This window comes from Microbacterium sp. Y356 (assembly GCF_059445355.1).
This window is the reverse complement of sequence record NZ_JCAIUE010000001.1, coordinates 441,153-463,534: the sequence shown is the minus strand read 5'-3', so window position 1 is coordinate 463,534 and position 22,382 is coordinate 441,153. Positions and strand designations below refer to the sequence as shown.

The following is a 22,382-nucleotide window of genomic DNA, read 5'->3' as shown; positions in this document are numbered from 1 at the left end:
CCGCGGCAGCTGTGCCTCGTATTAGCGTTGCTTCCTGATCGTGTCCGCCTCTGCATACGCGGCGAGGTAACCGGCGCGGACCGACGCAGGGCTGAAGGCGTCGCCGAGAGATTCGGCGATGGTCATTGGGGAACGAGTACCGCGCGTCTGCCAGACGTCGAGTATCGCCGCGGCGTAGGCGCTGGGCGTCCGTTCCTCGACGAGCCTCCCGTTCTGAGCGGTGATGTAGTCCCGTTGTCCGCCATTGGCGCCGATGACGACGGGGCGTCCGTGTGTGATCGCCTCCAACGCCGCGAGGCAGAGCGTTTCCCCGCGGGTGGGCAGGATAAAGACATCCGCGCCTTCGAGCGCTGCGCGAACACCGGCCGCGTCCCGCACCCCGGTAAATTCGATTCCATCTTCGGACGCTGACTCTGAGACGAGCGACGAGCGCAGAGTGCCGTCACCGACCCAGGTGAGGTCTACCGAGACGCCTTGCCTGCGAAGCTGCCGTGTCGTCTCGAGTGCAAGGAATGGGTCTTTGCCTTCGACGAGGTTGCCCACAGCGACAAGCTTGATGTGTTTCGGGTCTCCGGGCGGGGCGATGAGCCCCGTCGAAGGCGGTACGACCGAGGGCACAATGCGTACCGGGCCCTCTCGGTGAGTGAGAACCTTCTCCGCGAGATAACTACTCACCGTCGTCACGACATCCGGACGTTTGAGTAGCGGTCCACTGACGGTAACGACGGCGCGCCCGCGTGGGGTGAGGGATGCCGGGTCACCGATCCCGGACCAGTGCTCGGAGTGCACCCACGGTTTTGCGACGCGTAGCCCCGCGAGGGGGAGCAATGCCTGGAACGCCTGCGTGTGCACGACATCCGCGCCCGCGATGAGAGGTCTCAAGCGCCGGCGAACTGCCAGCAGATCGGTGATGGAGCGGCGCCCCCATGGGAGTCGCTCCACGGTGACCCCTCCTCGTTGCGTGACATGGAGGTCGGCGTCGGTGATCAATGCCGGGTCTGCCAGGTGGACGACGTGCACCTCATGCGACTCGGCGATGAGCGCGGCGTCTCGATCTACGAAGATGCCTGCGATCGGGTTCACCGACGTCGGGAACCAGGGAGTCACGAAGAGGATGCGCACCGGGCTACGGTATCAACCCCTGCCCGAGTCTCGGTCCAGATATCGTGCTCGGGCAATTGATGGTCGAGACGGCGCGCCCTACGCCCGGTCAAGGCGGCGCGGACCGCGCGTTCGAGGATGCTGTGCATGCGATCAATCCGAACGTCGCGGTTCATTGGTACGCGGGTTCTGGACGGGTCAGCACCACGCCGATCTGCTAACTCGACGGACGAAGGCATCACCTCGCCGTAGACTTGGGTTCCGTGAAGATCGTTAGTGTCGTCGGTGCCCGCCCGCAGTTCGTGAAACTCGCTCCCATCCACTATGCGGCGAAGGATGCAGGCGTCGAGCACGTGATCGTGCACACCGGGCAGCACTACGATCCGATGCTCTCCGATGTCTTCTTCGAGGACCTCGGCATCGGCGTACCGGACGTCCACCTGGGCGTCGGTAGCGGCTCGCACGGTGTGCAGACCGGAGCCATGCTCGCAGCCCTCGATGCTGTGTTCGACGAACATCGTCCGGACTGGGTGCTGGTCTACGGTGACACCAACTCCACGGTCGCCGCGGCGCTGAGCGCGGTGAAAATGCACATCCCGGTCGCTCACCTTGAAGCAGGACTGCGCAGTTTCAATCGGCGGATGCCAGAGGAACACAACCGTGTGATGACCGATCACGCGGCCGACCTCCTGCTCGCTCCGACGCAGGTCGCCGTCGATCACCTCGCCAACGAGGGGCTAGCAGCGCGCACCGTACTCGTTGGCGATGTGATGACCGACGTCCTCCTTCAAGTGAGGGACGAGCTCGCCGGGCGCCCCTCAGCCCTTCTTGACGAACTCGGGCTCACCGCGGGTGGGTATTACCTGGCCACCATCCATCGTGCTGAAAACACCGATGATCCCGCTCGGCTGGCCGAGGTTGCCGCGGGCCTTGCCGCGCTCGACAAGCCGGTCATCCTGCTCGCGCACCCGCGCGTCGTCGCAAAGGCGGCCTCGCACGGAATCAACCTCACGCAGGGATCCCTTATCGCGCATGCGCCGCTGGCGTACGCGGATCTGATCGCTGCCGCACTATCCAGCGCCGGCGTTGTCACCGACTCGGGCGGACTACAGAAGGAAGCCTTCCTGCTGCGCGTGCCGTGCACGACTGTGCGCACCGAAACGGAATGGGTCGAGACGATCGAGCTCGGCTGGAACGTACTTGCGGACACCGCCGAGGAGATCGCACACGGGGTTACCCGTGCGCGACCGGCCGACACGGATGCGGCTCCCTATGGTGACGGCCAAGCTGCGGGTCGAGTCGTCGCCGAGCTTCTCCGAGTGGCGGGCAAAGTCGGGAACGCGTGACGCAGCCAGGCGGAGATGTACGAAGCCGACGAGGGTTCCGCAGCGACATCCAGGGACTACGTGCCGTTGCAGTCGGTCTCGTCCTCATCTATCACGCTGGAATACCGTTCATCACCGGCGGATACGTCGGCGTGGACGTATTCTTCGTCATCTCGGGTTTCCTCATCTCCAGCCACCTCCTCGAGTCGCTTGAGCGGGATGGCCAAATCAACTTCGCCGACTTCTATGCGCGGCGCATTCGACGCATCCTGCCCGCTTCGCTCGTCGTTGCCGTTCTGACAGCGATCGCGGCCATCGCGTTTTACCCTCCGTTGGGGTTGGAGCGCATTCTTCGGGATGGCCTCGCGACGATTCTGTATGTGCCGAACATTTGGTTCGCGATCCAGAACACAGACTACTTGGCTGATCATTCACCCTCGCCCTATCAGCACTACTGGTCGTTGGGTGTGGAGGAGCAGTTCTATCTGCTCTGGCCTCTCGTTCTGTTTTTGCTATTCCTCCTCGTGCGTCGACGTCGCTTGCTCGTCATCGCGGGGATTTCGGTGCTCGCTCTCGCCAGCTTGACGGCGGGTGTGATGCTCACACCTCTCAACCAGCCGGCCGCGTTCTTCCAGCTCCCGACACGCGCGTGGGAGCTGCTCGCTGGAGCGCTCGTTGGCGCGCTTCTGCTGCATCGTTCCCTCCGGATCCCCGCCTGGTTCGGTGCGATAGGTGGCTGGCTGGGTATCGCACTGATCCTCTTTGCGGCGTTCTTCTTCGACGATCAGACTGCATTCCCCGGCACCGCCGCGATCGTGCCGACACTCGGTACCGCACTGGTGATTCTCTTCGGAGCGGCGTCCCCACGCGGTGGGCCCACCTGGCTGCTATCGATTCGGCCGATGCAGTTCATCGGACTCATTTCCTACTCGCTGTATCTGGTGCACTGGCCCTTGCTCGTCGTGACGCAGGCGGCGGTGGGGGAGCAGAATCCGTTGCGGTTCGTTGTGCGTGTGCTGCTGGGGATCATCATCGCGGTGCCGTTGGCGTGGTTGCTGTTCCGATTCGTTGAGACGCCGATGCGTGCGCCACGCGCCCTCACTCGTCGACGTCCGCGCGTGACATTGCTGGCAACGCTCGGGGTGACAGTGCTGCTGTCCGGGGCGCTCGTCGGGGCAGCGCAGTGGGCATCGGTTCGCGACGTCGGCACGGGCGGTGTTGTCGCCGAAGCTCCCGAATTCCCGGTGTCACCGCCGCACGCAACCGGTTTCGTGCCGAGGAATATGACGCCGTCATTGGCGGATGCAGCGAGCGATCTCCCGTCCGTATATGCGGATGGATGCCATCACGACGTGAACGAGGAGAGCGTGCAGGACTGCGTGTACGGCAATGTCGATGGCGCGTCCACGATCGCTGTGTTCGGAGACTCCCACTCTGCCCAGTGGCTTCCTGCAATACAGGATTTCGCGGAACTTGATGGTGATGCCGGGATTCGGGTTTTCACTAAATCGTCGTGCCCCGCTGTCTCGGCGACTGTGCTCGACAAAGACGTGCCCTACGTTTCGTGTGACCGCTGGCGAGAAGCCGTGTTCGAACAACTTGAGGGCGATCCGCCCGACGTCGTCGTAATTTCTAGCTTCGCGTACTATGACCTCGCTGAGGCCTCGGATCAAACGCCGGCTTCTGATCTCTGGGATGCGCGGTTGAGCGCGAGCGTCGAGCGACTCCGGGCCGCGGGATCTGAGGTGCTGGTCATCGCCGACACCCCTCGTTTCGGCGTGACGCCTTCCACCTGCGTCTCGGCAAACGTTATGGATGTCACGTCATGTGCCGGTGTACGCGCAGAAGTTCTTGACGCGGCGGCGAGCGCTCGTGAAAGCGTTGCGGTCGAAAGCGCCGACGGGCGCTATGTGGATATGTCCGACTACATCTGCGAAGAGGATACGTGCCCCGTCATCGTCGACAATCTCCTGGTCTACCGCGACGTCAATCACCTGACGACGGCATTCGTCTCCTATCTCGCTCCGGCGCTCACTGATCCGCTGAAAACGCTTCTGGAACGGTCGGAGTGATGCGACACTGCGACCACGCCCAGCCGCACCCACCTAAACTAGGACCCATGCGCATTGCTGTTGTTGCCCTAGGCAAAATCGGGCTTCCCCTCGCCGTCCAGTTCGCCTCCTCGGGTCATGACGTGATCGGCGTCGATGTCAACCAGAGGGCTGTCGACACCATCAACGCGGGCCTCGAGCCCTTCCCGGGCGAGGCCCACCTGCAGGAGAAGCTGGCCGAGCTCATTCCCGCGGGCAAGCTACGCGCGACGTCCGACTACGCCGAGGCGATCCCCGGTGCCGACGTCGTTGTGCTCGTCGCCCCGGTGTTCGTCGACGACGAGACGTGGGAGCCCGATTTCAAGTACATGGATGCTGCGACAGCCTCGCTGGCCGAGCACCTGACACCCGGCACCCTGGTCTCCTACGAGACGACCTTGCCCGTCGGCACCACCCGCAACCGCTGGAAGCCGATGATCGAATCCGGCTCCGGGCTCACCGAGGGTGTCGACTTCCACCTCGCATACTCACCGGAACGCGTTCTCACCGGTCGTGTGTTCGCGGATCTGCGCAAGTATCCCAAGCTCATCGGCGCACTGTCGGATGAGGGCAATCGTCTTGCACGCGAGTTCTACGAAGCCGTGTTGCAGTTTGACGAGCGCCCCGACCTGCCTCGGCCGAACGGTGTCTGGGATCTCGGCACCACTGAAGCTTCCGAAATGGCGAAGCTCGCCGAGACCACCTACCGTGACGTCAATATTGGCCTCGCGAACCAGTTCGGTCTGTTCGCCGCAGCCAACGGAATTGACGTCTACAAAGTCATCGAGGCGTGCAACTCGCAGCCCTACAGCCATATCCATCGTCCAGGCATCGCCGTTGGCGGTCACTGCATCCCGGTGTACCCGCGGCTGTACCTGTCGACCGATCCCGGTGCTGACATCGTCCGCGTCGCCCGCCAGCTGAACGCCTCGATGCCTGAACGCCTGGTCGCACAGGCTGCTGGCATCCTCGGCGACCTTGCCGGTCAGCGTGCCGTCGTCCTTGGCGCTGCATACCGCGGGGGAGTGAAGGAGACCGCCTTCTCTGGCGTCTTCCCGACCGTCAAGGCGCTGAAGGATCGCGGAGCCGACGTTGTCGTGCACGACCCGCTCTATACCGATGAAGAACTTCGTGGCCTGGGTCTTGAGCCCTATGCGCTCGGCGGCAACGTCGACCTTGCAGTGCTGCAGACCGATCACGCCGACTACCGCACGCTGGGTCCCGCGCAGTTGCCCGGCGTGAAGCTGCTCGTCGACGGTCGCGCTACGACGGATGCTGCTCTTTGGGCCGGCACGCCGCGCATCGTCGTCGGCACAGCTGCCTGACATCGGGTTTGAACCGACGAAACCCCGCCGCGAATCGCGGCGGGGTTTCGTGCGTGTCGCGCGGGTTCAGACTTCGAGGTAGGCGGCCAGTGCTTCTGCACCGTCGCGGGGGACGAACCCTGTAGCGGTGATCTTCGTCAAACCCAACACGCTGTTCAGCGGGCGCGGAGAGACCGGGGAGGTCGCGTTCGCGAAGTACTCCGCGGTGGTGACGTCACTGACGCGTGCGGGCTCGCTGCCGGTGAGGCGGAACACCTCGCGGGCGATGTCTGCCCAGGAAAGCACCGCGCCGCTGCTGGTGACGTTGTACGTGCCGTACGCGGCATCCACATTGAGTAGATGCTGGATCGCGGCGGCGATGTCTTCAGTGAACGACAGCCGCCCGATCTGGTCGCTGACGACGCTCGGATCGATGCCGCGTTCGGCAAGAGAAGCCATCGTGCGAACGAAGTTCTTGCCTTCGCCGATCACCCAGGAGGTGCGCACGATGTAGTGGCGTGCGGCGGTCTGGGCGGCGAGATCGCCTGCCGCTTTGGACTGTCCGTAGACGCCCAGCGGGCTGAACGCGGCGTCCTCCGTGTACGGCTCCGAGGAGGAACCGTCGAAGACATAGTCACTGGAGACGTGCACGAGCGTGATGCCGTGATCGTCAGCGACCCGAGCCAGCGCAGACACTGCGGTGGCGTTGGCCTGCCAGGCAGCCTGGCGGCCCTCGGCGGTCTCTGCCGTGTCGACGGCCGTGTAGGCGGCCGCGTTGATGATCGTGCCGTAGTCGCGCCAGTGGCGCGCCTGGGCAAGGCCGGGAGCGGTCACGTCGAGCTCTCCACGGGTGACGTATTCAATATGTGCGGCATCGCCCAGTCGGGCGTGCAGTGCGAGGCCGAGCTGTCCGGCCGCGCCGAGCACGAGCGTCTTGCGCGGCGCGATCGGTGTTACACCGGCCAGGCGCGGATGCACTTTGTCTTTGTCTGAGATCTCGACCTCAGACAGCGGGATCGGCCACTCGATGGCGGCCGTCTCGTCGGCGAGGTTGAGGAAGGCATACTCGGCGGCAGGCGACCAGTGGTCGTTGACGAGATACGCGTATGCGGTGTCCGGCTCCAGCGTCTGGTACGAGTTACCCACCCCGCGCGGCACGAAGATCGCCCGTGACGGATCGATCTCGGCGGTGAAAGCCACACCGAACGAGGGGCCCTCACGCAGGTCCACCCATGCACCGAAGATGCGCCCCGTAGCGACAGAGACCCACTTATCCCATGGCTCAGCATGAATGCCGCGCGTGGTGCCCACCGCGTCGTTGAAGGAGATGTTGTTTTGAACCGGACCGAAGTCCTCTAGGCCCAGCGCCGTCATCTTCTCGCGCTGCCAGTTCTCCTTGAACCAGCCGCGAGAGTCGCCGTGCACGGGCAGTTCGAAGAGCACCAGGCCGGGGATCGTCGTCTCGATCTGCTGCAGCTTCTTGCCGAAGATGTCGCTCACTGGCCTTTCCCTGCGTAGAAGGCTTCGGTGGCGTCTTTGCTCGGCGCCCACCAGTTCTCGTTCGCGCGGTACCAGTCGATCGTCGCGGCAAGGCCGCTTTCGAAGTCGCCGAACGAGGGTGTCCAGCCGAGTTCGGTGCGCAGCTTCGTCGAGTCGATCGCATAGCGCAGGTCGTGGCCGGCACGGTCGGTGACGTGGTCGTAGGCGTCTGCGGGTTGTCCCATGATCGTGAGGATCAGCTCGACGACGTCCTTGTTATTCTTCTCGCCGTCGGCGCCGATGAGATACGTCTCGCCGTTCACACCCTTGTCGAGGATCGTCAGCACGGCGGAGGAATGGTCATCGGCGTGGATCCAGTCGCGCACGTTCTCACCCTTGCCATAAAGCTTCGGGCGGATGCCGCGGATCACGTTCGTGATCTGGCGGGGGATGAACTTCTCCACGTGCTGGTACGGGCCGTAGTTGTTCGAGCAGTTCGAGATCGTCGCCCGCACCCCGAACGAACGTACCCAGGCACGCACCAAAAGGTCGCTGCCAGCCTTGGTCGACGAATACGGTGACGAAGGGTTGTACGGGGTTGACTCGGTGAACCGCTCCGGGTCGTTAAGCTCCAGATCCCCATACACCTCGTCGGTGGAGATGTGATGCAGGCGGGTGTCATGCTTGCGCGCTGCTTCGAGGAGCGTGTACGTGCCGACGATGTTCGTGTCCAGGAACGGACGTGGGTCATCCAACGAGTTGTCGTTGTGTGACTCGGCGGCGTAATGCACCACCGCATCCGCTTCCGCGAACAACTCATCCACCAGAGGTGCGTCGGTGATACTCCCGTGCACGAACGTGACCCGATCCTCGGGCAGCCCAGCAAGGGAGTCCCGGTTTCCGGCATACGTCAACGCATCCAACACCGTGACATGGTCGTCGGTGTTCCGGGTCACATGGTGAACAAAGTTCGACCCGATGAAACCGGCCCCGCCGGTCACGAGCAGACGGCTCATGCGTGTCCTCTCTTCAACAGATCCAACAGGTATGTGCCATACCCAGACTTCACAAGCTTCTCCGCACGCTCACGCAACTCGTCATCGGTGAGATACCCCTGACGCCACGCGACTTCTTCCGGCACACCGATCTTCAACGCCGTGCGCCGCTCCATCGTGCGCACATAATCGGCGGCATCCGTCATCTGATCAAACGTTCCGGTGTCCAACCAGGCGGTTCCCCGCGGCAACACCTCGACCTGCAACTTGTCGCGCTCCAGATATGCCCGGTTAATATCCGTGATCTCATACTCGCCACGCGCACTGGGCTTCAGTTCGCGAGCGATCTGCACCACATCGTTGTCATAGAAATAAAGGCCAGGGACGGCGAAATTGCTCTTGGGAACGGCGGGCTTCTCCTCCAGAGAGATCGCCCGGCCCGTGGAATCGAACTCGACGACACCGTACGCTTCTGGCTCCGCGACCCAATACGCGAACACCGCACCACCGTCGATGTCAGCGAAACGCTGCAACTTACTGCCCAGCCCAGGCCCGTACAGCAGGTTGTCGCCAAGGACGAGGGCAACGTTGTCGTCACCGATGAAGTCCGCACCGATCGTGAACGCCTGCGCCAAACCATCCGGAGACGGCTGCTGCGCAAATGTCAGATTGATCCCGAACTGCGAACCATCACCCAACAACCGCTCGAAATGCTCCGCATCATGCGGCGTCGTGATCACCAGAATGTCCCGAATACCCGCCAACATCAACGTCGACAAGGGGTAATAGACCATCGGCTTGTCGTACACCGGAATCAGCTGCTTGGAAACGCCGAGAGTAATGGGGTGCAGCCGAGTACCCGAGCCGCCCGCGAGAATAATGCCCTTCACGAGTCCATCGTGCCACACGACTCGCAGCAGGCACGCGCGGATCCCCAGGCAGCACCGACTATTCTGGTTTTCTGATCAAGGTTTGAAGGGTGCATACCACGTGGAAATGCTCGGTTTGTTGTGGCCTGCGCTCGTCCTCCTCGGTGTGTACGCAGTACTTGGGTGGTCGCTTGCTCTGTTGACGGGCCTGCGTGGCCTCTGGGCAGCGGCTACCGCCCCGGTGTTTGCCACCACCGTCGTCGGGCTCGGATCCACGATCGCCGGCTGGCTCGGCATCGGCTGGTCAGTCCTGCCCGCACTTGCGACCGCACTGGTGATCGCCGTCGGAATCGTCGTGGTCAGGCGGGCGACGGGGACGAAGGACACCGTCCGGTTCCCGCGGCGCTGGCGCTGGTGGACGGTCGGGGTGCTCGTGGTCACGGGGCTCGCAATCGCACTGTTGGTCGTTCGGGTGCTGCAGACCCCGGACGCGATCTCCCAGTCGTTCGACAACATCTTCCACCTCAACGCCATCCGTTACATCGTCGACACCGGCATCGCGTCATCGCTGGAGATCGGTCAGATGACGAGCCCCGGCGGCGGACTGCCGTTCTACCCCTCGGCGTGGCACGCGACCGTCGCGATCGTCGTGCAGTTGTCGGGGGTGGGTATTCCGCTCGCCGTCAACGCTGCGGCGATCACAACCGCTGCCGTGACGTGGCCGTTGGGCATTCTGGTGCTGTCCAGGACGCTGATCGGGTCGTCGCCCTCGGTGATGGTCGGAACGGGGATCGTCGCAGCCGCCGTGCCCGCCTTCCCACTGCTGCCGATGGATTTCGGCGTGCTGTACCCGTACCAGCTCGCACTCGTGGCGCTGCCGGTGACTCTCGCGGCGACGGCGGGGCTTTGCGGTCTTGGACGATCAGCGCGGCAGCTTGCCCCAGGCTGGTGGGGCTTCATCATCATCGGCGCGTTGCCGGGTGTCGCGTTGGCGCACCCCGGTGGCTTTGTCGGCTGGCTCGCGCTGAGCGCACCCATGGTGATCGCGTTCGTCGTGCGTCTCTGGCGCGCCTCGACTAGCTCCGGCCGCCGTGTCTGGATCATCATCGGCGCGATCGGCTACGCAGTCATAGGCATCGCACTTCTACGCGCGCTACGCCCCCCGTTGGCGACGCGGCAGTGGCCTACCGAATCGGGGCTCGGCGAGGCGCTATGGCGGGTCCTGTCGGTGACGCTGTTCTATCCCGCTGGCGCGTGGCTGGTCGGCATCTCGATTCTGGTCGGCCTGTACTGGGTGGTGCGTGAACGCAGCGCCGAGTTGATCGTCGTGGCGTCCCTTTGGTTTGTCGGTGCACTGCTATTCGTCGCGGCGCTCGCGTTCCCCTGGGGAACCCTCCGTGACGCACTCACCGGCAGTTGGTACAACAACTGGCCGAGACTCGCCGCGCTGTTCGCGCTGGCACTCGTCCCGCTCGCTGCCCTCGGGATCTCGAGAACGGCGGATGTTGTGGGCACTGTGCTCCGTCGTCGCCGCGTCTCCGCTGCGGTGCAGCTCACCGCAGCGATCGTGACGGCGCTGCTCGTGTTCATCGCCTTCCATCTGCAAGTGACACCCAAGGCGCAGGAATGGGCGAGCGACGTGTATGGCTATGACAGCGGCTCATATCTGCTCACCGCTGATGAGCTGGCATTGTTGGAGCGGGTGGACGACATCGTTCCAGAAGACGCAGTGATCGCCGGCAGCCCCTTTACCGGTGCCGGTCTCGCCTATGCACTGTCGGATCGACAGGTGCTTATGCCGCATGCGCTGATGGATATCTCGGAGGAACTCGAACTCGTCAACGAGCATCTCGCGGATGCCGCATCGATGCCCGAGGTGTGCGATGCGCTCGACGCTCTCGATGTCGATTTTGTGCTCGACTTCGGCAGCGACGAGGTGCATAGGAAAGACCTGAACCCGCTCCCAGGTGTGCAAGATCTCGGGGACTCACCTGCCGTGCGACTGGTCGACAGCGAAGGCGATGCCAGACTGTACGAGGTGATCGCCTGTGGGCGAGGTTGAACGAACAGAGGAGAACGAGCGGATGACGCAAGAGCACGATCGCGTCCTCGTTCTCGTCCCGGCGTGGAACGAGAGCCGCAACGTCGGCACCACAATTCGGGAGATTCGGGCGGCCTCAGCAGACTTCGACGTCGTCGTGATCGATGACGGCTCCACGGATGACACCGCGCATGTCGCGCGCGCAGCAGGAGCTGTCGTGCTCTCGCTACCGTTCAACCTCGGAGTCGGCGGTGCGATGCGCGCCGGGTACACCTACGCCGCCCGTCAGGGATATCGTCGCGCAATTCAGGTCGACGCAGACGGGCAACACGACCCCGCCGACATCTCGCGTGTTCTCGCGGGTCTCGAAGGCGCCGACATCTCGATCGGCGCGCGTTTCGCCGAGGTGGGGGAGTACACGGTGCGCGGACCACGCTGGTGGGCGATGCTCGTCCTTGCGCGCGCCGTCTCGCGGATCGCCAAGACACGCCTCACCGACGTCACCAGCGGGTTCCGCGCCGCGAACCGCCGGGCCATCGAACAGTACGTGAGCTACTACCCGGCCGAGTATCTCGGCGATACGGTGGACTCCCTGGTGGCTGCCGTCCACTCCGGACTCACTGTTGCGCAGGTGCCGGTGGCTATGCGCCCTCGCGTGCACGGCACGCCCAGCCAGCATCCGATCGGTGCCGCCGTTTACCTCTTCCGGTCGGCTTTCGCGCTGCTACTCGCCGTGATGCGTAATCCCGGCCATCACTCTGAGCCGAAGGTGAGCGCCACATGATCATCGTCGCCGGCATCGTGCTCGCCGTCGTCATCATCGCAGTCGTGCTGTGGATGCTGCTGACGCGCCGCCTCCGCGAGAAGTATGCCGTGCTGTGGCTGGTGATCGCGCTGGTCGTGTTGGTCGTGGGCATCTTCCCCGGAATGTGGGAAGGTCTCACCCAGCTGCTCGGAGTGCAGCTGCCATCGAATCTTCTGTTTGCCGCAGCCCTCCTGCTACTTCTCGGCGTGACGTTTCACCTGTCGTGGGAACTCAGCAGCGCCGAGGATGAGATCCGCCGGCTGGCAGAGGAATCCGCTCTGCTTCGTGCCGAGACCGAAGCACTGCACCTGCGGCTGCAACGGTTGGAAGACCTATCGGAAGACGCTCAGCCCTCGGACTGAGCGACCGCATGTGTAGCGGCGCGTCGACCTCCGCTGATAGCGCCGGCGAGCCAGCTTGCGCGATACTCAGTCACGAAGCGTCGGGGTACGTCGCCAGAGCGCTCTGATGCCCGCAGGAGGCCGTTCAGTGCACTCCAGCGTCGTCCGCTGCCGAACAGTATGTCCATCTCGCCGGCCGCGGTGCCGCGACGGGCGCGGAGGGTGTCGACCATGATCTGACGCCAACCGACGTAGGTCCAGAACGTCATCCTCGCCAGCGCGCGAGGGGAGCGTGACCCTTCGTAGCGCTCGGCGAGGCCGAGAATGTTCCGCACGGAGGAAGCGATACCTGCCTTCTCCAATCGGCTCGGATCCCCGAAAACGTTCGCGGCATGCTGCACATAGTCCTGTACGACATCATCGACGACGCGGGTGCCGCGATGAGTGCCAGCGACGACGGCGAGCCAGTGATCATGTGTCGCCACGCGCGTCGACACTCGAGGGAACGGCAGCGCATCACCGAGGATCTCGCGGTCGAAGACGCACAGGGAGCCGGTGAACTGATTCGACAGCACAGTGAGCACTGCGCCTCGGTCTCGGCGATCGGTCACTCCGGTCACCTCGCCGGACGGATGCTGGACAAGCCGCGCCTGTCCGGAGACGAGGGAGACGTCGGTGAGATGAGGCAGCAGCGTCGCCAGTTTGTCTTCGTCCCAGCGGTCATCCTGGTCAGCAAGAGCAATCCATGCGGCATCCGCGGAGACAGCCTGCAGACCGTGCTCGAAGTTGAGATAGAAACCGCGGCGGGAGTCATCGCCGATCACCCGGAAGCGGGAATCGTCGCCGACGATCTCGGTGACCAGCGCCGCCACTGGTGCACGATCACCGTCGACGGAGATGATGCAGTCCCAGTCCCGCACGCTCTGGTTCTGCAGCGAGAGTAATTGCACACGGAACAGTTCGGGATCGGGGGAGTACGCGGCCAGCACGATGGTGCCGTGGGGGCGTTCGGTAGTCATCGAGCGCCTTCCTTGTCTGAGGTTCGCATCAGCGAATGAGGCTAGTCTAGGTGGGCGATGAAACCGAATCTCCAGCCCGTGTGGGCGGTCTTCTCAACCTATCGTCCCGGCGAATCTGCGGAGCGTGCGGTTGCCTCCGTAATCGATCAGGTCGAGGGCGTCGTCGTCGTCGACGATGGGACGGGTGCTGCCGCTGACGAGGTCTTCGATCGGCTGGCCGCGCTGGGCATTACCGTTGTCCGCGAGCCGGAGAATATCGGAATCGCCGCGGCCCTCAACGATGGCATCCGCACTGCGCGTGAGCACGGTGCTGAACAGATTGTGACCTTCGATCAGGACTCCCTCGTCCCGAGCGGCTTCGTCGACGCTCTCGTCGACGCGGCTGAGGCCGCCAGGGCGGACGGCGTCCGGGTGGGCGTCGTCGTGCCCGAGTACTTTGCCGCGGTTCGTCAGGCGCGAGGGGATGCGGCTCCCGTATACAGCCCTGCGGCCAATGTCATTCAATCGGGGATGCTGATTCCGGTCTCCGTCCTCGATGCGGCCGGTGATCTGCGCGCCGACTTCTTCATCGATCTGGTCGACACCGAATATGAGCTGCGGCTGCGGCGATCCGGCTTCGCTGTGCTTGCTGCGAGCGGCATCCGGCTCGGGCATGCGCTCGGCACGCAGTATCGCCGGGAGCTCTTCGGGCGCCAGGTGCGTCTACCCGGTGTTCCGCCGGAGACGACACTGAGCACACCGTTCCGCTACTTCTACCGCGTGCGCAACCGGATCATCCTGAACCGGATGTATCTCACCGCAGCCCCGGGTCAGATCCTGAAAGATACCCTCCTCGACGGCATCCACTTCGTGAACGCGCTCTGGGTGGCCCGCCCGAGACGTGCACTGTGGCGCCTGTACCGCGCGGCGATCAACGCAGCTGTCCGCGGTCGGATGGGGCGGATGCCGGAGGCACTTGCGCCCATCGCCGCGACCATCACGTGGAACGCCCCGGTATTCGATGCTCCGGTGCTCGAGGAGGAGCAAACATGAGCGCCGCCGGCATCCGCAGCGTGGCGGGCCGCCTGAGCGGATTCACCGTCTCGGTGATCATCGTGACGCTGCTCGGCATCGTCGCGATCCCACTGCTGATGGATGCCGTCGGCAAAGCTACGTGGGGCACGCTGGCGCTCATCCAGACCGTCGCCCAGTTCGGCGGCATCCTCGTCGCGTTCGGCTGGGGAGCGGTGGGCGCGGCGACTGTCGCGGGTATTCAGGAAGATCGTCGACCTGCGTTCTTCCGTCGGTCGCTGCAGGCCCGCGCCGCGCTCTACGCGTGCGTCTTCCCGCTCCTCGCGCTGCTGTTGATCTTCCTCACCGGCGGTGAAGTGCTCATCTCGATCCTTGGCGCCGCCGTCTATCTACTGCCGTATCTGGGTGCGAACTGGTACTTCACGGGCGAGGGACGCCCGAAGCGGCTTCTACTCTTCGATACGGTGCCCACTGTCATCGGCGGTGTGCTCGGGTTGGTCAGTGTCTGGATCACCCGCGAGCTCTGGGTGTACCTGGTCTTCCAGGGCCTCGGCTACCTGGCAGCGGTCAGCATCTCCGCGCTCGTCGTGCGACGCTCGCCACAGGACGACGACTTCGAAGATCGCACACCGCTGAGAACGCTGCTGGCGACGCAGCGGCATGCCGTCTCGGCAACACTGGTGACCAGTCTCTACGTCACACTTCCGATGATCGCCGTGTGGATATTCCTGCTGCCGTTGCAGCCGATGTTTGCGCTGGCCAATCAGCTTTTCCGGTATGCATCGATCGCGCTGCTGCCCATCCAGCAGTTCTTCCAGAGCTGGGTGCCGGCGAACGATGGCGGGCGTCCCCGGCGGATGCGTATCGCGACCGTCGCGGCCATGGGCATCGGGATCATCGGCGGCGCGCTGATCGCGTTCCTCAGCCCCTGGGTGTCGACGCTGCTTTCGGGCGGCGCCATCCCCGTGCCGCTCTCGGTATCACTGCCGCTGGGCGTCGCCTTCGTCGGGATCGCCATCGCCGCAGTGGTCGGCTATGCGTGCCTGGTGAGCCTGGGGCGCGTGCGCGCTCTCGCCGTGTCGACGATGATCGGCGCCATCGTCGGAGCCCCGCTGATCATCCTGTTCGCGGTGCTCGGCTCGGTGCCGGCCGTCGCCTGGGCGGTCGCGATCTCCGAGCTGTGCGTCGCCGGGTATCTGCTGACGGTGCTGCGAAGAGCATTGCGCGAGCACCCGGTGCATCCCCTTGATGCCAGGGAGGAGAGCGCATGACCGACGTGCGAGTCAGCGTGTGCATGGCGACCTACAACGGCGAGGCGTACCTTCGCGAGCAGCTCGATTCGATCCTCGTCGAGCTGGAGCCTCAGGACGAAGTGGTCATCGTTGATGACGCGTCGTCAGACGGCACTGTCGCGTTGCTGTCGGACGTCAGTGATCCTCGTGTCCGCGTGCACGCCCGCGAGACCAACCACGGTTACGTCCGCACCTTCGAGGAGGCCCTGCAGCGCGCTACCGGTGACGTCGTCATGCTCTCCGATCAGGACGACGTGTGGGTGCATGGTCGGCGAGCTCTGCTGGTGGCGGCCACAGCGGAGCGTGCTGTCGCGGCATCCAACCTCGTGCTGCTCGGAGATGGTGCGCCGCTGCGTTCGCCGCTGACCGGAAAGGATTGGCTGCTGCGCGCTGCGGACGGACCGCGTCGGGGTCGGAACCAGTGGAAGATCCTGATCGGCGATGCGCCGTATTTCGGATGCGCGATGGCGATCCGTCGGGATTTCCTGTCGGTCGCCACACCGTTCCCGGAGTACCTGACTGAATCACACGACCTGTGGATCGCGACGCTCGCGAACGCGTGCGGCGAGCTCGTACACGTAGAGCAGCCCACGGTGCGCCGGCGCCTGCACGAGGCGAATGCGTCCAGTGAGCGCCCGCGCGGGCTGCGTCAGGCGCTGCAATCGCGGGTGTTGTTGCTGCGGCTGTGGCGCGAGGCGCGGCGGCGCGCGCGACGTCGCTCGGTATGAGCCTTGGCTACGGAGCCGCAGCAGTCGCCCGGACGGCCGTCTTGCCGCGGGCGAGCCGCATCACGGGACGCTCGACGAAGAACCAGCTGGCCGTTGCGAGGAGCGCGGTGACGATCGTCGTGATGAGGATGTACACGACGATTCCGAACTGGGCGCCGCCGAAGATCAGCACCAGCTGCTGCATGGGCCACGCGTAGATGTAGAAGCCGTAGGAGACGTCGTTGCGCGCGATCCACTGCGGCTGCGGCACGATGGTCGACAGATACAGCAGCGCGTAGCAGAGGAACGGCGCCGCGAGCGGGCCGCCGGCAGTCGGTACGAACACCATCAGGATCGCCGCCACCGGTATCGATACAAGGCCGATCAGCGGAACGAAGCCCCAGCGCTGCACGACCAGGTAGATGAGCGATCCGGCGAGGAAGTACGGCAGTAGCCGTGCGAGCAGATCGAAGTCGCCGTCCAGGCCACCGGAGACGCCATTGGCCGTGAGGATGCGCACGACGACGGATCCCGCCCACAGTGAGGCGACCAGCAAGACCGAGCGGCGGAAGACGGCCAGCGCGCCGAACACCCAGACGATCAGGTAACAGATGAACTCGAAGTACAGAGTCCACAGCGAGCCGTTCCAGGCATTCGGATAGGGGACGTCGCTCAGCGATTCGCCGATCGCGTATTGGTCGATGTGCAGGAAAAGGTTGCCCCAGATGTACTCCAGCGGAGTGGGCCCCGTCGTCAGATATCCCGAGAGCGTCCCGTGAGTGGCGAGTTGAGCGATCGGGGCGAAGATGAGGGCCGTGATCGCCAGACAGACGAGGAACGCCGGCATGATTCGGGCGATGCGGTGAACGAGGAAGGTTCCGGCATCTGTACCCAGTCGAGAGCGTGTGATCAGGAAGCCGCTGATCACGAAGAACCCGATGACCGCCCATCCGCCGAGGTTCTCGCCGTTGAATCCTGGCGACCAGTCGTAGCCGGCGGTGAAAAATGCATGCGCGACGAGCACGAGAAACGCCAGAATCAACCGGAACAGGTTGAGGCTGTTCGAACGGTACGGAAACTCGCGCGATTCGTGTAGCGGACGGCTCACTTCAGAAGATTCCGCTGGGCCATCTCATCGAGGGAACGCTGGTACGAATCCTCTTCGACAGGTTCGGTCAGAACCCACTCGGCGAACTTAGCGACCCCATCGCGGAACGAAACGGCGGGGGTGAAGCCGAGCAGATCGGTCAGCCGGGACGTATCGGCGATGTTGTGACGAATGTCACCGAGCCGGTAGTTTCCGGAGATGCGCGTCGGAACTTCGCGGCCAAGGGACGCGAACAGCGCCGCCACCACCTCATTCACCGTCGTGCCGACGCCGGAGCCGACGTTGAACACTTCGCCCGCGGCTGCCGGGAGGGTGGCTGCAAGGAATGTCGCCTCGACGATGTCGTCGATGTAGACGAAGTCACGGCTTTCCTCGCCGTCTTCGAAGATGTTGATCTCTTTGCCTTGGCGGATGAGAGTCGAGAAGATCGAAAGGATGCCGGTGTAGGGATTCTTCAGCGACTGCCCTGGCCCGTACACGTTCTGATACCGGACTGAGGTCGCCTCGATGCCGATCGTGGGTGCGACGGTCAGCACCATCGACTCCTGCATCTGTTTGGTGATGCCATACACCGAGGAGGGGTGAAGAGCGGCTGATTCATCCGTCGGGATGAGCTCGAGCGGTCCTTCGCCTGGGTGATGCACATCGAAGTCACCGGCGGCCATGTCTACGTCTGAGCGGTGATCGGGGTAGACGACGCGACCGTCTTCGGTGCGATATGCGCCTTCGCCGTAGATCGATCGGGAGGATGCGATGACGACGCGGCCGACGGAGTGTTCCTCGTTTGCGAGGAGATCGAGAAGCTTGGCAGTGCCGCCGACGTTGGCGTTCACATATCGGTCGATCTCGTACATCGACTGTCCCGTCCCCGTCTCCGCCGCGAGGTGGATGACGATGGTGGCGCCCTGCAACGCCCCACGCAGATCGTCGGTGGAGGTGACGGTGCCCTCGATCACACGTGCGACACCGTCGAGTGAACGCAGCAGGGGAGAAGTGGTGGCGGGCGTCTGGCCGTGAATCTGCGGGGACAGCGAGTCCAGCACGGTGACCTGGTGCCCATCCCGTGCGAACCGGTGCGCCAGGTGAGAGCCGATGAATCCGGCGCCGCCCGTGATGAGTACGTGTTCGGTCATGGGGTGAACCTCTCCAGTCGAGCGATCTCGCTTCGGATGTCGACAGCGTGTGTCAGCGCCGGTTAGTGTCAGCAGCGGTTTGTTTCAGAGCGCGAAGATATGAGCCAGAGTCGACTTTAGTCCAGCGCGGTTGCCGTGCCGGAGGACACTCGGTACCTCGGTGATCGCGTGCAGGCGCCCCATCAGTCGGATCCTGGCAACTCGCGCCGTGCGTGGCCAACCTTTTGCTGCGGCGAGCGAGCGAGCGGTCGCGTAGTACGACCGTTCGTCCTGGAAGCGCCGCCCGTCCAACAGCGTCTTCTGGGATGCGCTGGAGCCGTGTCGCCGGTAGGAGAAGGCCACCGGTGGTGTGTAGACGAGGGAGCCGCCGTCCAGCGCGATATCGACCAAAAGGGCAAGATCCTGGATGATCGGTAGGCCATCGCGGAAGTCGATGCGGCGCAGCGTTTCGGTGCGGAAGGTCAGGGAAGGCCAGTACAGCCAATCGCCACGCAGCAGGCTGGTCGCCATCACTTCGCCGTTGAGGATCGTCTCGCCCCCGCGCGGGGTGAGCACACTCCGCTTGATTCGGTCGGTGAGTGGCCTGATCGTGGTGCCGTGCTCGTTGATCACTTTCACGCCTGGCTGGACGACATCGACGGACGGATGCCGATTGATCGCGTCGGTGATCACATCGACATAGTGCGGATGCAGGAGATCGTCGCAGCCGAGAATCGTGATGTACTCGCTGCTCGCGCGGCGAATCGCCTCTCGATAGTTCTCGGTGATGCCGAGGTTCTTTGGGTTTCGCACGTAGCTGATGCGCGCGTCGGTGTACGCGGCCATCCGCTCTGGTACTGACTCATCGGGATAGCAATCGTCGATGATCGTCATCTCCCAGTCGGGGTTGCGCTGAGCGAGCACCGAGTCGATCGTCTCGAAAAGGAGGTCGGGGTCGCCCCAGAAGGGTACGAAGATCTGCAGAGTCATGGCAGTGACAGTCTAGATTCCTCGCCTGAGATTCTTCGCGTAGGACGCTCACCGATACGATGGAGACCATGGATCTTCTCATCGTCGGCTCTGGTTTCTTCGGCCTCACCATCGCTGAGCGCGCTGCTGATGCTGGCCGGAAGGTCACCGTCATCGAACGCCGCTCGCACATTGGTGGCAACGCGTACAGCGAAGCAGAGCCGGAGACAGGCATTGAGGTGCACCGCTACGGTGCGCACCTCTTCCACACCTCCAATGAGACGGTGTGGGAGTACGTGAACCGGTTCACGACGTTCACGACCTACGTGCACCGCGTGTACACGAACCACAAGAATGTTGTGTACCCGCTGCCGGTGAACCTCGGCACGATCAACCAGTTCTTCCAGGCCGCGTACACGCCAGACGAAGCGCGTGCGCTCATCAAGGAGCAAGCAGGCGAGTTCGACGTCAAGTCGGCGCAGAACTTCGAAGAGAAGGGCATCGCCCTGGTCGGGCGCCCGCTGTTCGAAGCGTTCTACCGGGACTACACGGCCAAGCAGTGGCAGACCGACCCGCACAAGCTCTCCGGCGACATCATCAGCCGCCTCCCGGTGCGGTACAACTACGACAACCGCTACTTCAACGACACCTGGGAAGGTCTGCCCACCGACGGTTACACCGCGTGGTTGGAGCGGATGGCGGATCACCCCAACATCGAGATCAAGCTTGGTGTGGACTTCTTCGATGAGTCGCAGCCGCTGAACCGCAAGGCGCTCGTGGGGCAGCTTCCGATCATCTACACCGGCCCGGTGGATCGCTATTTCGACTACGCGGAGGGCGAGCTGAGCTGGCGCACCCTCGACTTCGAGCAGGAAGTGCTGAGTATCGGCGACTTCCAGGGCACTCCGGTGATGAACTACCCGGATGCAGGCATCCCGTACACCCGCATTCACGAGTTCAAGCACTTCCACCCGGAGCGCAAGGACGTCTACCCGACGGATAAGACCGTCATCATGCGCGAGTTCTCCCGCTTCGCGGAGAAGACTGACGAACCGTATTACCCGGTGAACACGCCCGCCGACCGCGAGGGCTTGCTGGCATACCGCGAACTGCAGAAGGGTGAGAGCGGTGTCCATTTCGGTGGTCGCCTTGGCACTTACCAATACCTCGACATGCATATGGCGATCGGCTCGGCGCTGACCATGTGGAACAACACCCTCGCCTAAGCTCGGAACGTGAGTCACGCTGCTGTCGGGGCGCCGGGTACGCCCCGGCGATACCTGCATTCACTGTGGTTGCTTTCTGCCCGCGACCTGAAGGTCCGGTACTCGACGAGCTTCCTCGGCTATCTATGGTCGGTGCTGGACCCACTGGTGATGAGTATGATCTACTGGTTCGTCTTCACGCAGGTGTTCCATCGGGACAGTATCGGCGAGCAACCGTATATCATTTTCCTCATCACCGCTCTGCTGCCCTGGGTATGGTTCAACTCTTCAGTGTTGGATTTCACCAAGGCATTCAAGAGAGACTCGCGCCTGGTCCGCTCGACGAACATCCCTCGCTCGATCTGGGTAAACCGCATCGTGCTGAGCAAAGGCATGGAGTTTCTGTTCTCGCTCCCCGTTCTTGCACTATTCGTGATCATCAATTCGTTGGTCGAGACGAACCCGGACCAAGTCGTTCACATTGGCTGGGGGATCCTGTGGTTCCCAGTAGCCATGGTGTTGCAGGTTGTTCTGCTCGTCGGGCTCGGGATGCTGGTCGCCCCGCTGTGCGCGCTGTACACGGATCTCGAGCGCACGACTGGGCTGATCCTTCGGGCACTGTTTTATGCAACACCCATCATCTACAGCGTCTCGAACCTCCCCGGTCCGTTCGAGACGATCGGAGCTTTCAACCCGCTGGCGGGCATCTTCACGCTCTACCGGATGGCCTTCTTCCCCGAGCTGTGGCACTTGAACACGGTTCTGATCAGCGTCGTGATGACCCTCGCGATCTTCGTTCTCGGATCACGGGTGTTCCGCACACTTGAGCGCCCAGTGCTGAAGGAGCTGTGATGGCGGCCGCGATCGAAGTCGAGGGACTGGGCGTGAATTTCCGCCGCAACCGGCGTGGACGGCGGAGCTTCAAGGACCTCTTCGCCGGCGCGTCACGACGCAGCCGTCCGGGGCAGTTCTGGGCGCTGCGCAATGTCTCTTTCACTGTGCAACCTGGTGAGTCGATCGGTGTCGTCGGTCGCAACGGACAGGGCAAGTCGACGTTGCTGCGGCTCGTCGCGGGTGTCCTTCTCGCGGACGAGGGCTCGGTGACCGTCAATGGCGGCGTCGCGCCGCTGATCGAGCTCACCGGGGGATTCGTCGGTGACCTCACTGTGCGCGAGAACGTTCGCCTCACCGCCGGCCTGCACGGGATGTCGCGTGGCGAGATCTCCCGCCGCTACGACGGGATGATCGCCTTCGCAGAGCTCGAAGAATTCCAAGAGACGCCGTACAAGCACCTCTCCAACGGCATGAAGGTGCGTCTTGCCTTCTCAGTCGTATCGCAGTTGGATGAGCCGATCCTGCTCGTCGATGAGGTGCTTGCGGTCGGCGATAAAGGCTTCCGAGACAAGTGCTACAAGCGCATCGACGAACTGCTCGCCGAGGGGCGAACGCTGTTCTTCGTCAGCCACAACGAGCGCGACCTGCGGCGCTTCTGTACGCGCGGCCTGTATCTCGACAAAGGCGCCCTCGTGCTGGATGCCGGTATCAACGAGGTCCTCGACCGCTACAACGCCGACTCCGCCGCCCGCTGATCCTCTGGTTGGAAGTGGCC

Annotated in this window: 20 protein-coding genes; 12 read left to right on the top strand and 8 right to left on the bottom strand. The window is 63.6% G+C overall.

Annotated elements, in window-relative coordinates; genetic code table 11:
- Positions 1-21 precede the first annotated feature (21 nt).
- Positions 22-1,122: a glycosyltransferase family 4 protein gene (locus AC1C2Q_RS02325; protein WP_495448842.1), complete on the bottom strand. Its 1,101-nt coding sequence runs from the start codon at positions 1,120-1,122 to the stop codon at positions 22-24.
- Between the two features lie 242 nt (positions 1,123-1,364).
- Here AC1C2Q_RS02325 and wecB point away from each other — a divergent pair, with 242 nt between their 5' ends.
- The 3 genes from wecB to AC1C2Q_RS02310 are packed head-to-tail and all read left to right on the top strand — an operon-like array spanning position 1,365 to position 5,841.
- On the top strand, positions 1,365-2,447 hold the full coding sequence (gene wecB / locus AC1C2Q_RS02320; protein WP_495448841.1) for a non-hydrolyzing UDP-N-acetylglucosamine 2-epimerase: 1,083 nt from the start codon (positions 1,365-1,367) through the stop codon (positions 2,445-2,447).
- On the top strand, positions 2,444-4,498 hold the full coding sequence (locus AC1C2Q_RS02315) for an acyltransferase family protein (RefSeq protein WP_495448840.1): 2,055 nt from the start codon (positions 2,444-2,446) through the stop codon (positions 4,496-4,498). Before wecB ends, AC1C2Q_RS02315 begins: the two co-directional genes overlap by 4 nt.
- Before the next feature lie 47 nt (positions 4,499-4,545).
- Entirely contained in the window at positions 4,546-5,841 is a 1,296-nt protein-coding gene (locus AC1C2Q_RS02310) for a nucleotide sugar dehydrogenase (RefSeq protein ID WP_495448839.1), read from the top strand.
- 66 nt (positions 5,842-5,907) lie between these two features.
- Here the strand turns inward: AC1C2Q_RS02310 and AC1C2Q_RS02305 are convergent, their stop codons facing one another.
- Genes AC1C2Q_RS02305 through rfbA form a run of 3 tightly spaced genes read right to left on the bottom strand, consistent with a single transcriptional unit; the run spans position 5,908 to position 9,184 of the window.
- The gene (locus tag AC1C2Q_RS02305) at positions 5,908-7,320 is read right to left on the bottom strand and encodes a sugar nucleotide-binding protein (RefSeq protein ID WP_495448838.1); all 1,413 of its coding nucleotides are present in this window, start codon (positions 7,318-7,320) and stop codon (positions 5,908-5,910) included.
- Positions 7,317-8,315, bottom strand: a complete 999-nt coding sequence (rfbB, locus tag AC1C2Q_RS02300) for a dTDP-glucose 4,6-dehydratase (protein WP_495448837.1) — start codon at positions 8,313-8,315, stop codon at positions 7,317-7,319. Before rfbB ends, AC1C2Q_RS02305 begins: the two co-directional genes overlap by 4 nt.
- Entirely contained in the window at positions 8,312-9,184 is an 873-nt protein-coding gene (gene rfbA / locus AC1C2Q_RS02295) for a glucose-1-phosphate thymidylyltransferase RfbA (protein ID WP_495429441.1), read from the bottom strand. Before rfbA ends, rfbB begins: the two co-directional genes overlap by 4 nt.
- A gap of 106 nt (positions 9,185-9,290) precedes the next feature.
- On the opposite strand from rfbA, the gene AC1C2Q_RS02290 reads away from it, so the two are divergent.
- The 3 genes from AC1C2Q_RS02290 to AC1C2Q_RS02280 are packed head-to-tail and all read left to right on the top strand — an operon-like array spanning position 9,291 to position 12,371.
- Positions 9,291-11,225: a DUF6541 family protein gene (locus tag AC1C2Q_RS02290; protein ID WP_495448836.1), complete on the top strand. Its 1,935-nt coding sequence runs from the start codon at positions 9,291-9,293 to the stop codon at positions 11,223-11,225.
- A 22-nt stretch (positions 11,226-11,247) separates the two neighbouring features.
- Entirely contained in the window at positions 11,248-11,988 is a 741-nt protein-coding gene (locus AC1C2Q_RS02285) for a glycosyltransferase family 2 protein (protein ID WP_495448835.1), read from the top strand.
- Positions 11,985-12,371: a DUF2304 domain-containing protein gene (locus tag AC1C2Q_RS02280; protein WP_495448834.1), complete on the top strand. Its 387-nt coding sequence runs from the start codon at positions 11,985-11,987 to the stop codon at positions 12,369-12,371. Before AC1C2Q_RS02285 ends, AC1C2Q_RS02280 begins: the two co-directional genes overlap by 4 nt.
- Here the strand turns inward: AC1C2Q_RS02280 and AC1C2Q_RS02275 are convergent.
- On the bottom strand, positions 12,356-13,369 hold the full coding sequence (locus AC1C2Q_RS02275; protein WP_495448833.1) for a glycosyltransferase: 1,014 nt from the start codon (positions 13,367-13,369) through the stop codon (positions 12,356-12,358). The two genes, AC1C2Q_RS02280 and AC1C2Q_RS02275, sit on opposite strands and share 16 nt — an antisense overlap.
- Positions 13,370-13,426: 57 nt before the next feature.
- Between AC1C2Q_RS02275 and AC1C2Q_RS02270 the strand changes: the two genes are divergently transcribed.
- From AC1C2Q_RS02270 to AC1C2Q_RS02260, 3 genes are read left to right on the top strand one after another with little or no spacing between them, the layout of a single operon-like run.
- A complete protein-coding gene (locus tag AC1C2Q_RS02270; RefSeq protein WP_495448832.1) occupies positions 13,427-14,401 on the top strand; it encodes a glycosyltransferase in 975 nt (324 codons plus the stop codon).
- Positions 14,398-15,651 carry a lipopolysaccharide biosynthesis protein gene (locus AC1C2Q_RS02265; RefSeq protein ID WP_495448831.1) on the top strand — a complete coding sequence of 418 codons (1,254 nt, stop codon included), beginning with the start codon at positions 14,398-14,400 and terminating at the stop codon, positions 15,649-15,651. The genes AC1C2Q_RS02270 and AC1C2Q_RS02265 overlap by 4 nt, the downstream gene beginning before the upstream one ends.
- Positions 15,648-16,400, top strand: a complete 753-nt coding sequence (locus tag AC1C2Q_RS02260) for a glycosyltransferase (protein WP_495448830.1) — start codon at positions 15,648-15,650, stop codon at positions 16,398-16,400. The genes AC1C2Q_RS02265 and AC1C2Q_RS02260 overlap by 4 nt, the downstream gene beginning before the upstream one ends.
- Before the next feature lie 7 nt (positions 16,401-16,407).
- Here AC1C2Q_RS02260 and AC1C2Q_RS02255 read toward each other — a convergent pair whose 3' ends face one another.
- The 3 genes from AC1C2Q_RS02255 to AC1C2Q_RS02245 form a co-directional block, all read right to left on the bottom strand.
- Entirely contained in the window at positions 16,408-17,487 is a 1,080-nt protein-coding gene (locus AC1C2Q_RS02255; protein WP_495448829.1) for an acyltransferase family protein, read from the bottom strand.
- Positions 17,484-18,620, bottom strand: a complete 1,137-nt coding sequence (locus AC1C2Q_RS02250) for an NAD-dependent epimerase/dehydratase family protein (protein ID WP_495448828.1) — start codon at positions 18,618-18,620, stop codon at positions 17,484-17,486. The genes AC1C2Q_RS02255 and AC1C2Q_RS02250 overlap by 4 nt, the downstream gene beginning before the upstream one ends.
- 84 nt (positions 18,621-18,704) lie before the next feature.
- On the bottom strand, positions 18,705-19,589 hold the full coding sequence (locus tag AC1C2Q_RS02245) for a glycosyltransferase (protein ID WP_495448827.1): 885 nt from the start codon (positions 19,587-19,589) through the stop codon (positions 18,705-18,707).
- A gap of 68 nt (positions 19,590-19,657) precedes the next feature.
- On the opposite strand from AC1C2Q_RS02245, the gene glf reads away from it, so the two are divergent.
- From glf to AC1C2Q_RS02230, 3 genes are read left to right on the top strand one after another with little or no spacing between them, the layout of a single operon-like run.
- Entirely contained in the window at positions 19,658-20,794 is a 1,137-nt protein-coding gene (gene glf / locus AC1C2Q_RS02240; protein WP_495448826.1) for a UDP-galactopyranose mutase, read from the top strand.
- A gap of 9 nt (positions 20,795-20,803) precedes the next feature.
- On the top strand, positions 20,804-21,625 hold the full coding sequence (locus AC1C2Q_RS02235; RefSeq protein WP_495448825.1) for an ABC transporter permease: 822 nt from the start codon (positions 20,804-20,806) through the stop codon (positions 21,623-21,625).
- Complete coding sequence (locus AC1C2Q_RS02230; RefSeq protein WP_495448824.1) at positions 21,625-22,362, top strand: ABC transporter ATP-binding protein; 738 nt, start codon at positions 21,625-21,627, stop codon at positions 22,360-22,362. Before AC1C2Q_RS02235 ends, AC1C2Q_RS02230 begins: the two co-directional genes overlap by 1 nt.
- The last annotated feature ends 20 nt before the right edge of the window (positions 22,363-22,382 follow it).